8 protein-coding genes are annotated in these 14,701 nt (G+C 41.5%); all 8 read right to left on the bottom strand.

All coding sequences use genetic code 11. The features are described 5' to 3' along the window. Positions 1–42: 42 nt before the first annotated feature. The 8 genes from M2470_RS04630 to M2470_RS04595 all read right to left on the bottom strand — a co-directional run bounded on the left by M2470_RS04630 (position 43) and on the right by M2470_RS04595 (position 14,639). Complete coding sequence (locus M2470_RS04630) at positions 43–1,440, bottom strand: undecaprenyl-phosphate glucose phosphotransferase (RefSeq protein WP_280743722.1); 1,398 nt, start codon at positions 1,438–1,440, stop codon at positions 43–45. 91 nt (positions 1,441–1,531) lie between these two features. Continuing rightward, positions 1,532–2,686, bottom strand: a complete 1,155-nt coding sequence (locus M2470_RS04625; RefSeq protein ID WP_280743723.1) for an OmpA family protein — start codon at positions 2,684–2,686, stop codon at positions 1,532–1,534. A gap of 317 nt (positions 2,687–3,003) precedes the next feature. Continuing rightward, positions 3,004–3,885, bottom strand: a complete 882-nt coding sequence (gene rfbA, locus M2470_RS04620; RefSeq protein ID WP_280743724.1) for a glucose-1-phosphate thymidylyltransferase RfbA — start codon at positions 3,883–3,885, stop codon at positions 3,004–3,006. A gap of 108 nt (positions 3,886–3,993) precedes the next feature. Beyond that, positions 3,994–4,830: a head GIN domain-containing protein gene (locus M2470_RS04615; RefSeq protein WP_280743725.1), complete on the bottom strand. Its 837-nt coding sequence runs from the start codon at positions 4,828–4,830 to the stop codon at positions 3,994–3,996. Positions 4,831–4,974: 144 nt separating this feature from the next. Next, positions 4,975–7,194 (bottom strand): GH92 family glycosyl hydrolase, encoded by a 2,220-nt coding sequence (locus M2470_RS04610; protein ID WP_280743941.1) that lies wholly within the window; start codon positions 7,192–7,194, stop codon positions 4,975–4,977. A 49-nt stretch (positions 7,195–7,243) separates the two neighbouring features. Further along, a complete protein-coding gene (locus M2470_RS04605; RefSeq protein ID WP_280743726.1) occupies positions 7,244–9,553 on the bottom strand; it encodes a GH92 family glycosyl hydrolase in 2,310 nt (769 codons plus the stop codon). A 164-nt stretch (positions 9,554–9,717) separates the two neighbouring features. Next, on the bottom strand, positions 9,718–11,283 hold the full coding sequence (locus M2470_RS04600) for a RagB/SusD family nutrient uptake outer membrane protein (RefSeq protein WP_280743727.1): 1,566 nt from the start codon (positions 11,281–11,283) through the stop codon (positions 9,718–9,720). 23 nt (positions 11,284–11,306) lie between these two features. Continuing rightward, complete coding sequence (locus M2470_RS04595) at positions 11,307–14,639, bottom strand: TonB-dependent receptor (protein ID WP_280743728.1); 3,333 nt, start codon at positions 14,637–14,639, stop codon at positions 11,307–11,309. Between the last annotated feature and the right edge of the window lie 62 nt (positions 14,640–14,701).

Raw genomic sequence — 14,701 nt, 5'->3', positions numbered from 1 at the left:
AGGATTACACAAACAGGAGAAAAGTGTGCAATTATTTAAGAATTAATAGGCGTTTCTTTCACCTTTAAACATATTAAGGATGGTTACAACAATGATTTTCAGATCTAAAACAAACGACCAGTTTTCAATATACCATACATCTCTTTTTACACGTCCTTCCATTTGCTCTAAGGTTTTGGTCTCACCTCTGTAGCCTGTTACTTGCGCCCATCCCGTTACTCCGGGTTTAACCAAGTGTCGAACCATGTATTTATCGATAAGTGCTGAATACTGTTCCGTATGTTTAAGCATGTGAGGACGAGGGCCTACTACCGACATATCTCCTTTTAATACATTTATGAATTGAGGAAATTCATCCAGGTTTGTTTTTCTGAGGAAGTCTCCCAAACGTGTTTTGCGCGGATCATCCTTAAGCGCCTGCATGGTATCCGCATCCGGATTAACTCTCATCGTCCGGAACTTATAACATTCAAACTCCTGCCCATAAATACCAGTTCGCTTTTGCTTAAAGAAAACAGGTCCGGGAGAGCTTATCTTTATAAGTATTCCCAAAATCACATATAAAACAGGATAAACCGTAACCAGAACAATCGAAGAGAATACAATATCAAAGCTCCGCTTAAGTGCACGATTATATGCAGACTGAAGAGGTTCTCTTCTGACGGATAATAAAGGGATAGATTCCATCATGTCCATCACCAGACTCTTCTTCACATTCCTGTAAAATTCCGGTACGATATAAAACCGTATCATGTTTTTTTCCGAAAAGTTCAGGAGTTTCAGCATCTTTTCATCCTGTGTTCCCGGCAGAGTACAATATATTTCATCTATATCATGCTTGCCTACAAAGTCATATACTTCATCTGTCTTGCCGATATAATTAGGAAGTACCTCTTTTAAGGCCTCGTTATCATCAAAAAAACCAACAACAATAAAGCCATAAGCCAGTTCATCCTTCATCAAACGATACAACTCCATACCGTTCTTACCGGCTCCGATAATAATAACCTGTTTAAAGTTATAGCCTTTCCGGCGATACATTTTCAATATAACACGTACAATAACACGCCAGAGTGAAAACACAACCAATGTTACACCGTAATAAACTAGCAGGAAAGTAGCCAATGTATCTCCAACATTAAGAAACACCAGGCAGGTAGCGAAGAGAAAAATAAAGAAAGTGATCAGTACAATCGCACGTTGTACGATCTTATCCAAAAATACAACAGAGAGATGTAATTGGATCGGGACAAAATAAAGAGCAAAGAAATAGCAGAAATTAAGCAGAAGTACTATTTCTCTCATTTTAGGTGTAATGGAAGAGAGATAATAATCACCCAATCCTACGTATACTGCAAAGAACAAAAGATTTAAAACAATTAAATCTCCCACCCCAACCAACCATTGGATCAAGTCTCCGCGTTTCTTTATTAATTCCATGCTCATTTAAACGCCACAAAAATAAGTAATATTTTTGAGCAAAAAAAAGACTGCAACAGAATTGCAGTCTTTTAATATAGGGTATATGTTTTTATTTACCTTCAGCAGTCATAATAACTACACGGTTCCAGTTATTTTCTTTGTATGGTTGTTCGTCAGAACCTTTATACTCAATAGAAATCTGGTTAGAGTTGATACCGTATTTTTCGATCAATTCTTTAGCTACGGCTTTCGCACGTTTTTCAGAAAGACCCATGTTGTAAGAAGAAGTACCGGTACCTTTATCAGCATAACCTATAACTCTTACAGGCAGATTGTTTTCTTTTACAAATTCTGCAGTATTGTAGATATTAATTTGCTGATTCTTGTCAACCTTAGAACTGTTAAGACGGAAGTAAACTACATTTTCAGCATAGTTGTTCACAATCTTTGTAGGAACTACTTCAGGACAATCAGGACAAGATTTCGGACGTTTGCCCAATTCTTCGTTTTCTGCACGAAGTGAGTTGATCTGACTGTTCAAGTCATTCAACAATGCATAATCCATAGGTTCGATAACTTCGAAGTCTGTTTTACCCAGTTTGAATGTCAAACCAGCAGACACCTGAACGATACCATCAGAAAGTTTTCTCTTATAAACGCGGTTGTAATCTTCGTTCAAAAGCATTCCTTGAACTTCCACATTAAGATCTACACGTTTTCCTAAACGGAAAGCTGTCAAGATACCTGCGTTTACTGTAGGAGATTCTGTTCTTGGGATGTTTTGCTCATCTTTGCTCCAGCGTTGAGAATAACCCAAACCGATCCAAGGAATAAAGCGGAATACTTTAGACTCACGGTAAGGAGCCCAATAGTTAGTGATATCCCACATAAAGTCCAAATGACCTCCGGCAAAATAATTGTGCTGCATATACAGACCAGATCCGCCTCTGTTTTCATAACCATGTAAAGCGCCGCCTGTTCCTTGAACACGCATTGCGAAATAAGGATTAAACCATTTTCCTACTGAAATCTGAGGAACAATAGTAACACGGTCAATAAAATCCGCATCATTATTATCATCCCCAAAAAACATTGTTCCGGCACCAGCCAGTGAGATAAACCAGTTATCTCCAAATTTGTTCTTTTTGAAGTTGGTTTTAGCTCCAGTTTCAGTGCTGAAACCAATCTGCGGTTGATATTCCTGCGCGGAAACAGAAATAACAAAGCATGATAACAACGCTAAAGTCAAAAATTTTGTTTTCATATTCATCAACATTTTAATTAAACAATCATTTCACCTAATATTTCTTTATTAGAACGGCTAAACTTGAGGCAAAATTAACTCTTTTTTCCATTATAACAAGTAAAATCTTTAAAATGTTTAGCCTAATCTAAATTTAAATCAAAACGACTTCAATACCTTTTATATAAAAAATTGTATCTTTTCGGCATTACCAGTCAAGCTCTCAAATCGCTATTCTTTTATATAACAGTTAAAAGTCAAAATCGTTTTCAAAAATAGTTTTTTAACATTATAAATTAATAGGCTCAATCGTTAATAAATTGGTTCATTATGTACTGTTACTCTTTTTTAGTCAACAATTTATTAAGATATTGCCCATATTGATTTTTTGACATCGGAACGATTAATTTTGTTAGTTTTTCATCTGTAATCCATTTATTTCTGTAGGCTATTTCTTCCAGACAGGCGATTTTCAGGCCTTGTCTTTTCTCTATTACTTCTACGAAAGTAGAGGCTTCCGACAGCGAATCATGTGTACCGGTATCAAGCCAGGCAAAACCGCGACCCAGCAGTTTTACTTTCAATTCTTTGTCTTTCAGAAATTCCTGGTTAACAGTTGTTATTTCCAGTTCGCCTCTGGGGGAAGGCTTTATTCGTTTGGCTACTTCTATTACTTTGTTGGGATAGAAATAAAGACCTACTACTGCATAGTTGGATTTGGGGGATTGTGGTTTTTCTTCAATGCTCAACACATTGCCTGTAGCATCAAATTCAGCCACTCCATAACGCTCCGGATCATTCACGTAATAACCAAAAACAGTGGCTTTTTTGTCTTCTTCAGCTGTCTGAACGGCATCTTTCAGCATAGCGGTAAAACTCTGCCCGTAAAAGATATTATCTCCTAATACCAAGCATGCCGAATCGTCACCGATAAAATCTGCTCCGATAATAAAGGCCTGAGCCAATCCGTCGGGAGAAGGTTGTTCTGCATACTCGAACCTTACGCCCAGGTCGGAGCCATCTCCCAGCAGTCGTTTAAAACCAGGTAAATCCTGCGGAGTTGAAATAATCAGGATATCCCGAATACCTGCCAGCATTAAAACCGACACGGGATAATACACCATCGGTTTATCATAAATAGGCAATAATTGCTTTGATATGCCTCGTGTGATCGGATATAGGCGGGTTCCCGAACCACCTGCAAGAACAATCCCTTTCATATTTTATTTATCGTATAGTTTATATCTGTTTACTTATTAAAATCGAACAAAAATAAACAAATATTCCATATATACGCTAGGAAAATATGAAAAGGATTTTCGGGAGGATCAGTCGCCCATTTTCCGGATATCTCCAAAGCCTGTGATACGCGTATTAGCTCTGGCTGAACCTTTATACAAGATGTCGCCCGTTCCGGATACGGATGCATCCAAGGTGCCGCTGGCATTTGCTTTTACATCTCCGCTTCCGGACACTCTACATACCAGGTCTTTTACTATAAAATCGTATGCTTTAATATCTCCGGCACCTGTTACGGTGAATTGGGCATTGTCTGCTTCACCTTTCATGGTTATATCCCCGGCGCCACTTACATTTATATCTACTTCCTTACATACAAGATTATCTGCCACCAGATCGCCGGCGCCGCTGATACGTATCTCTAATTGTCCGATACGTGCCTGCTTATTCATTCTTACGTCACAGGCTCCACTTATCTGAATATTCAGCAGATCTGCCTCAAACTTATTTGTAAAAACCAAATCCACACAACCGGAAACAGATACCTTCCGAAGGTTTTTTGAAGAGCCTTTTATTTCTAATTTACTGGGGTTTATAGATGTCCCTCTTGAAGTTTCAATAGATAATTCATTGCCCGATGTATTTATCTTCAGCAAGGGAAACAGATTCTCGTCAATCGTGATGGATAAAGTAGCTTTGCCGGAAGATTGCTCATAATTAAATACCGGATTCTCGTACGAGCTTCTGTTGAAAAACTTACTGTTACATTCTATTCCGGGACCCATCCGTATACTGTTGAAATCGTCTACTTGTATTTCTTTAGTAACTAATATCCCGTTCCCTTTTTCCTTAGCCGCATAAACAGATGAATATGTAGCGGTAAGCAAAAAAACACAAACAATTAAAAAGTAATTTTTCTTATTCATGATCTCTATATTTTTTGTTTCTACATATTATTACGAACAATAGGAGGTAAACGTTGCACGCTTACCTCCTATTTATTTTGTCTCGTGAGTAAAAATAAATACCTCGTGAGCTATTTATATTTGCTCACGTCCTATAAATGCTCACTAATCAATAGATTCGGCCGAAGGAGGAGGTGTTTCTTTTCCCCATTCCTTGTTGGCTATGGGGCCCATTTCAAGTTCCAGGGTGCCTCCGTTTGCCAACTCGTTATGACCAAACCAAGCTTGGTTTAATGTCTTTCCGTTCAGCTTGGCAGACTGGATGTATTTATTTTCCGGCGAAGCATTGTTTGCTTTGATCTCGAAAGATTTTCCATTACCCAAATCCACTTTTACATACGGAAACGAGGGGCTACCTATATTATATGTGGGCGAACCTGGCGTAACCGGATAGAATCCCATCTGGCTGAATACTACAAAGGCAGTCATGCCTCCGCCGTCTTCGTCACCGGGAACACCCATCAGGTCGTTGCGGAACCATTGATCAAGCAATGTGCGGATACGTTTTTGTGTCTTCCACGGCTGCCCGGCGTAGTTGTACAGATATGGGATATGTAAGCAGGGCTCGTTGGCCATAGAGAACATACCTACATTTCCTGTATGATCGGGCAATGTATTGTAGAACTCCCAGCGAGGCATACCGTAAGGCGTATTAAACATATCTTCCAAGCCGTCGATAAATGCCTGCTTACCACCTGTCAATGATATCAGGTCGCCAATATTATGCTGCACGTCCCAACGGTAGATATAGGCATTGTTTTCATCGTAATACTCACGTGCACCCGGACCGCCTGAGATCCGGTAATCAATGTTTTCTATGAAGTTTCCGTTGGCATCTTTCGGATGAAAAAAGCCTGTTTCCGAATTAAAAACATTCCGGTAGTTGTACGAGGTACGCAGATAGTAATCAGCCTCTTCTGTCTTACCTAATTCGCGAGCAATTAAGGACAGACACCAATGGTCGTAAGCCGTCCCCAAGGTTACTGCAATCGGCTGACGCTTCTCCCAGGAATGTACTCCTTTAACCGTTTCGGCTTCTCCGGGGCGTAAGGCCGGGAAATAGCCTTTCTCCTTGTAGAAAACATCTAGTTCTCCTGCCGGTATTTCTACCCAGGGGATCAGTGATTTGCTTTCAAGAGCTGCTTTGCATGCTTCGTAGGCTTTTTCCAGTTCAAAGCCGCGCAATCCTTTTTTGTAGGCATCTATTATCATTGCCACTCCATGATTGGAATTCATACAATGCGCATCACCAGTTACTTCCGGGAAGGTTGGCAACCAATTGTTCCCCTTCTGTTCAGCCATTAACAGGTAAGACTGGATAACATCGCTTTCCAATTCCTGATCGATCAAAACCCTGAGCGGATGAGTGGCACGGTAGGTATCCCAAATCCAATCGTCAACATAGAAGGCACGCCCATTGTCGTCGTGCACCTTCCCGTCGTAGGCGCTATAATACTTGCCGTCTTCGCTTATACAAACGGGACGTTCAAAACAACGATACAAAGAGGTATAAAAGACCGTTTTCTCGTCTTCCGTTCCTCCTTTCACCTTTATTTTTCCTAGCGCTTCGTTCCACTTGACACGCCCGGCCTTGGCAACCGGATCCACCTCAAAGCCTGCAATTTCACGTTCCAGGTTCTTTTTGGCCTGCTCGGTGCTGATATAGGAAACGCCATAACGCATAGCCACACGCGGTGTACCTTCCGGATATCCCAGAGCCAGTACAGGGTTATGACCTCTGACTGTTCCGTAATTACTGTCCTCCAATTCGGCACCCGCTACTCCGGCTTTTACCGGAGTAACGTCTGTCTCTGCGTAAAAATACAAGGTAGCTTTGTCATTGAGCCGCTGAAAGCCGCTAATTACATTGCCTTCACTATCAAAGCGCCCTATATTATTGCACGAAAAGAGCAGGTAAGGCGCTCCGCTATTTTCAAACGTTAGATGATAAACTGCGCTCTGATGAGAAGGGGCATAATCTACTGCCACATTCAACTCATCCAGATACACCCGGTAGCGATACGGACTGATCTGCTCCCTATCGTAACTTAGGGTTATACCTTTTTTGATACCGCTTTCGTCTCCCTGATACGGGATCAGGTTCAATCCGGCTTGTCTGCGATGGTTAGTTACCATCATAGGAAGGCCATTCAGCCGGTCTACCGCATAATCCTGACGCGTAGGGAAAACACGCATCATACTATTAGGCAGCTGCACCGTAGGATACGTGGGCATCAGCATATGACTAATATTCCCGATACGCGTATTCACATAATCTACAGCTTCTTTATCGGAAGAAGTTCCTCCCTGCATGCACGATTGCATGAATAAAGCCAAGCCAATACCTGCCAAAGCTGCTTTTAGTTGCATAAGACTACTTTTTAATAGTTCCATTTACCGAGAACGAATAAGGGAAGTCTTCAGCATGTATCCCTCTGTTCATATTTGGTTTGTCGCACATTTTCACCTTTAGTTCGCCACCCTTCATAAGGTCGCTATGTTTCAGGTAATTTTTCGTTGTATTCTGTCCGTTAAGCGACATAGACTCGATGTAAATATTTTGGGCATTGTTCTCCGGAGCATTGATCACCAGTTCCTTTCCGTTTTCAAACTTCAAAGTAGCTTTCTTGAACAAAGGAGCTCCCATTACATACTCACCGGAACCGGGACAGACCGGATAGAATCCCAAAGCAGAGAAGACGTACCAAGCAGAGGTCTGCCCGTTATCTTCATCGCCACAATAGCCATCGGGCGTTGGCGTGTACATGCGGTTCATTACCTCGCGCAGCCAGTATTGGGCTTTCCAGGGCTCTCCGGCATAATTATACATGTAAATCATGTGCTGGATAGGTTGGTTTCCATGCGCGTAGTTACCCATGTTCATCACTGTCATCTCTACGATCTCGTGGATAGGGAATCCGTAGTAACTGTCATCATACAAAGGAGGAACGATAAACACGGAGTCGAGCATCTTTACAAAGCTTTTCTTGCCGCCCATCAGATCAATTAATCCCTGCGGGTCATGGAATACCGACCAGCTATAGTGCCAGCTATTTCCTTCGGTGAAAGCATCTCCCCATTTCAGCGGAGAAAAAGGTGACTGGAAGGTACCGTTTTCGTTGCGTCCACGCATCAGGCTCGATTCTTTGTCGAACACATTCTTGTAGTTCATCGCCCGTTTGGCATACAGTTCAATCTCTTTTTTAGGACGCTTCAGCTCTTTGGCAAGGGTATAGATGCACCAGTCGGCATACGCGTATTCAAGCGTGCGAGCTGTATTTTCATTGATCTTCACATCGTAAGGAACATAGCCTAGTTTGTTGTAATATTCATGTCCCCAACGTCCGGTAGAATGCACCTTAGGATGTACATTTTCGCTTCCGTGTATCAACCCTTTGTACAAGGTTTCCAGATCATCAACCTTTACTCCTTTCATATAGGCATCTACCAATACAGAGGCTGAGTTGTTACCTACCATACAGTTGCGATGTCCGGGGCTTGCCCATTCGGGGAAGAAATTACTTTCTTTATAGGTATTGATCAATCCTTCCTGTATCTCCTTGTTTACAGATGGGAACATCAGATTCAAAAAGGGGAACAAGCAACGGAAGGTATCCCAGAAACCGGTATCCGTATACATAAAGCCCGGCAATACCTGTCCGTTATACGGACTGTAATGCACAACGTTTCCGTTGGCATCATACTCATACAATTTACGAGGGAACAACAACGAGCGATACATGCAAGAGTAGAACGTACGATACTGATCCAGATTACCTCCTTCTACTTCTATCTTGCCAAGCACTTCGTTCCAGGCAGCTTTGCCTTTTGCCATTAACGTATCGAAGCCGTCATTGCCTAATTCTTTCATGTTCAGCTCGGCTTGTTCAAAGCTGATAAATGAGGAAGCTACCTTTGCATGAACTATTTCTCCCTTACTCGTTTTAAAACCGATAATAGCTCCGGTATGCCCGGCCTGCTTTTCTTTTATATTCTCATTCAATACAGAATCAGCCACTACTATCTCATACACAAAAGGTTTATCGAACTCAACAATAAAATAGTTCTTGAAATTATCCGGCACACCGCCACTGTTACGCGTTGTATAACCGATAACTCTGTTCTTCTCTGGCTGAATTTTAATATACGAACCTCTGTCGAAGGCATCCACTACTACATATGAATGCTCCTCTTCCGGGAACGTAAAACGAAACATAGCGGCACGATCTGTAGGTGTAACTTCCGTTACCACATCATGCTCCGCCAGATATACTTTATAATAATAAGGCTTTGACACCTCACCTTTATGTGAAAACCAACTGGCCCGCTGATCTTCGTCAAACACTGGTTTTCCTACGACAGGCATAATAGAAAACTGCCCGTAATCGTTGATCCAGGGACTTGGTTGGTGTGTCTGTTTAAACCCTCTTATTTTATTTGCGGTATATACATACGCCCATCCGTTTCCCATCTTCCCGGTCTGAGGAGTCCAGAAGTTCATCCCCCAGGGACGAGCAACGGCAGGATAGGTATTACCTGTAGATAATTCAAACGTAGACTGTGTACCCATCAGCGGGTTCACATATTCTACGGGATCAAAAGCTCCTTCTTTGGCAGACAATGAGATCCCAATGAAAAATAGAAAAGATATAACCAGTAAATTCCGGATATTCATTTTTTTCATGATCTAAAATTTTAATAAAACAGATTTTTATTCAATCTGCAAAGTAACAAAAACTATTACCCATACAGAAATCAAAATTCTCAAAATTCAATAAAAAAAACGCCTGAAGGCTCATCGCCTCCAGACGTTCTTCATATAAATTACACTATTTCATTGTGCATTAATTATTCTGTCTTATAACCTGGATTCTGTGTCAGACTCTTATTACGTTGTAATTCGTCTACAGAGATAGGCCACAACAAATCTGTATCTTTGAACGTAGCACCGGAAGCATTCTGAGCGCCAATCAAATTAACGTATGATACTTTACCTTTTTCCGTTTCAGAGATTACTGGGAATTTACCTGTACGCACACAGTCGTCCCAAATCTTAAACTCTAACGGGAATTCGCGCAAACGTTCTGTCCAGCATTCCTGTATAAAGGCATCTTTTGACAAAGCCTGCAATTCAGAAGTATATTGACCTACTGTCTTACCATTCATATCTGCACGTGCTTTAATCTGCGCCAGGTAACCGGCAGCTTCAGCTGTTACGCCTGAGCTTTGAGCGATAGACTCGGCAGCAACTAATAAAGCTTCTGCATAGCGGAAAATATTCCAGTCTTTCGTTCCGTTACCTGTATTCAGCATTGCTTCTTCGTCGAAGTAATACCAACAGCCTGCCAGGTCAGACTTCCACTCTGCACCTGTTATTGGGTTTGTATATTCCCAATGGAAGAATTGGTTTGGCTGGATACGCAAGTCGTCGTCTGTGTAAACATTCAGATAACGATCTATCGGACCATATACTCTTTCAAAAATAGAATACTTATTGAATATAGCTGTAGCACCTGAGTTAAAGGAGTAAGTAGGCCACCAGTCACTTTTACGGATATTGTCATCAAACTCAACAGCATAGATAGCTTCGTCCAGATCATCTGTAGTACGCAGTTTGTTGAAAGCGCTATTCTTCGCCAAATCACTATTGGTTGCCAATTGGTGAGGAGAATCAATCACAATCTTAGAATACGCAGCTGCATCCGCATATTTACCTTGCTGGAAATATACAGTAGAAAGCAACATAGCTGCCGCATACTTAGTTACGCGATGTCCGTTAGAAAATACAACTGCCGGTAAAGCATCAACAGCCGATTTCAGATCTGATTCGATCAGCTCATAGATAGTAGCTACCGAAGTACGCTCCAAATATAAGTTCTCCAATGATTCATAAGGCTCTGTAGACAGAGGAACATCGCCAAACGTCTTGATCAGGTAAAAATAGTTAAAGGCGCGGAAAAATTTAGCTTCGCCTACTAACTTATTCTTAGAAGCATCCGACATGGCTATTTCCGGAATATGTTTAATCGCACCATTCGCTATATTGATAGCTTCAAAGCAAGGATCCCACATGTCATTTACTGTTCCGGCAAGGTTGCTGGAGTAATTCTGACGTGTCAATTCCCGCGAATACTTACAAACGATTTCCTGTCCTTCATAACTATTGATAAAATAACCGGTCAGCATACCAGGAAGAGATGCTTTCGGCCCCAGATAAGCGCTACCGGCATTCGCATAACGCTCAATAACTCCCCGCCAGTACAAACGGTTTACGTTGGCTGTAGCCTGGGCTTCCGTTTGATAATACGATCCGGCAGTTAATTTATCTTTCGGATTTTCTTCCAAAAAGCTGTCGCAAGCTGTAGTGCCTAACAATAAAGCAGCACAAACAAACGAATATATTATTTTTTTCATATTTCTACTCTTTATTAAGTTAATTAAAACGTTACATTAACACCTAAAGTAAAAGTCCGGGCTCTTGGGTATGAGAAGAAGGTCATATTCTGACCAAATTTCACGTTTATCTCGTTTGCATTACCTATCTGTGAAGTACTTTCAGGATCATATCCTTTAAAATCACTTGAAGTAATCAGGAATAGATTGTTGGCACTCAGATAAAAACGCAATCCTGCCAATCGAAGAGACTTCGCTTGCTGAGAAGTTAATGTATAACCCAATTGAAGCATATTCAGACGAAGGTATGAACCGTCTACTACCCAAGATGAATCTACAGTAGTATCCTGTCCAGCATGCCCTGTATTCATCAGATACACAGCCTGCTGCATCGTATTGGGGTTAGTTCCGTCGTATGCATCATACAAGATGTCTGTCAAACCGTTTGTGATACCAAAACGGTCATAAGTTGAGTGATAGAACTGTTGCATGGTTTCAACACCTAATACGAACTGGAAGTCTACCGTCAGGTCAAAGTTCTTGTAGTTGAATGTATTTACAAAGCTACCTGACCAATCCGGCATACCTTTACCTAAGATTTCTTTTTCTTCCGAACGTTTGGCGCGGCCGATCTGTTTCTTTTCACACTTTCCTGCCTGGAAGTCTTCCGTAGTGTATACACCATATCTCCTATAGCCATAGAAACTGTTCAACGGCTGACCTACACGGATCACACCTTCGGCACCTCCTACCCAGCTATTGGTATAGATATCTTCGTCATTTTCACCCAGAGCCAACACTTCGTTTTTGTTGTAGTTGGCACTCAATGTAGATGTCCAAGTGAAGTCTTTGGTTTGCACCGGTCTACCACTGATCATGATATCAAAGCCCTGGTTTCTTACAGATCCGATATTACGGGTAACATTCTTAAATCCGGTAGAACGCGGAAGCGGTTGTTCCAGCAACAAATCGGTTGTTTTCTTATTGTAATATGACAGGTCAAAAGTCAATCGTTGATTGAAGAAGCCCAAATCAACACCAAAGTCCCACATACCGGTCTTTTCCCATTTCAAATCAGGATTTGCCAAGGAATTAACCCAAGAGAACGGAGCACGTACACCATTCAGCAAGCTTGTATTTGCTTCAACACCTGCCAGCGATTTGTAAACACCAATTTCAGAGTTACCGGTCATACCGTAACTGGTATGAACTTTCAAGTTACTGATGGTTGGATTGTCGATCAGGAAATCTTCGTTTTTAGCGCTCCATGCCAAACCGGCAGAAGGGAAGAATGCATATTTATTGTTTTCCCCAAACTTGGAAGAACCATCATAACGTCCTGTTACAGTAGCAGAATATCTATCATCATACGTATAGGCTAAACGCAAGAAGTAAGAGTTCATTCTCCAACGATCCCAAGATGATTCGGGAGCTTTTGGGGAAGTACCTACTTCCATCTCGTAATACTCATAAAAGTCATCAGAGAATCCTTCAGTGCGTGATTTGTCCCAATGTTTGGTGTATTCCATCCATGAAAGACCGGCCATAGCGTTAAAACGATGAACACCAAATACTTTATTATAAGTAAGGAATGTTTCTTCCTGCCAGTAAATAGACTCTTCGTGTTCTCTTTCAGCCCATCCGTTCGGCATAGAAATGTTGTTCAACGTGATAGAAGAATAGGCTTTAGTAGGCTTAAAGTGAGCATCAATACCAAACTGGGTCTTCAGGTCTAAACCATCCATCAAATGGAATGTCAAGGCGGCATTACCAAAGATCTGGGTATTATATTTCATGCGCTTTTGCAGGTCGAGAATCATCACCGGATTCGACATACCTTCAAAACCAAACACATCATTCATGCTTGATGTAGAAGAGGTAGTATAAACACCATTCTTGTCACGGATCGGCAACCAAGGCAACATTTCAATCATCGTACGACGAGCATCCTGTCCCCCACCCGATTCCGGAGTGTAGCGTCCCCAAGCGTGGTTTACCATTAAGTTTACAGCTGTAGACAACCATGAAAGCGGCTTTGCATCATATGCGAATTTAGCGTTCAAACGTTTGGTATAGGTGTTGTTTACAATACCTTGTTGATCTGAATAGTTCAGGAAAGCACCCATGGATGAGTTTTGCCCCCCCTGTTGGATATTCAACTGATGATTGTGCGAAAGCGTTGTGCGGGTAGCTTCTCTCTGCCAGTCTGTATCATACAGAGGATTACCGTTTGCATCAAAGAAATCACGGTCTGTAAACCAGTCTGCACGGTTCATCGACCAGTTCATATCGTGCCATTTGTTCTCATTTTCAAGACCTTTCATAAAGGTATCTGTCCATTCCTGAGCATTCAACGTTTCCATATAGCGGGCTGCCGAATTTACACTCACCGAGCCCTGGTAGCTTACTACTGCTCCCTGGCCTTTGTTACCTCTTTTGGTGGTAACAAGGATTACACCATTCGCACCTCTGGCACCATAAATAGCTGCCGAAGAAGCATCTTTCAACACTTCGATACTTTCAATATCATTCGGGTTAACCATGTGGAAGTCAGTCATAGCCACACCATCCACTATATACAATGGCTCATTAGATGCCAGGATAGTAGAGGCTCCACGAATAACGACACGGTTACCATAAGCACCCGGTTGGCTTGAGTTAGAGAAGATATTAACACCGGCAGCCTTGCCCCTAAGAGCATCCAGCGGGTTAAAGTTCTGTGCTTTAATGATATCATCCCCTTTTGTTACAGAGATAGAACCTGTTACATCCGATTTACGCATCGTACCGTAACCTACTACCACTACTTCGTCCAGAGCCTGAGAGTCTTCAGCCAGAGTAACATTAATTACTGTCTGCGTTCCTACAGCAACCTCCCTTGTGTGATATCCGATATACGAGATCTGCAGAACAGCATCGGCAGGCACACCACTCAGGGTATATTTACCGTCAAAATCAGTCACTGTACCAATGGTAGTACCTTTTACAACTACGTTGGCACCAATAACCGGTTCACCTAAATTGTCTACTACAGTTCCGGAGATAACTTTTCCCTGCTGTGTGACTGATGAAACCACGTTTTTTGTTAATACAATGTAGTCATTTTCAAATACATATTTAACATTTGTATCTTTAAAAGCCTCAGTCAGACACTGAGATACGGATTTATCCCCTGAACGCAGCGCCAATACGTCGTCTACATTCAGTTCGTTTTTACTGTAAACAAACAAATAGTCTGTCTGTTTTTCCACCTGATTGATAAATTCACCAATCGTTAAATTGTTTCCGTTAATATTGACACGAGCGTTTTGTGAACTGGTTTTTTCAGCAAAAGACGTGAAAATACAAAGAAAAAGAAGGAACGTTGAAATTCTCATAATATTCAAAAATTTCTTTACATAGCAATTTTGAAATAATAAAAGATTGGACAAAGGTTCTT

The sequence above is a fragment of the Parabacteroides sp. PH5-46 genome, assembly GCF_029892785.1.
GTDB lineage: Bacteria > Bacteroidota > Bacteroidia > Bacteroidales > Tannerellaceae > DFXE01.
This window is presented reverse-complemented; position numbering and strand designations above follow the sequence as displayed.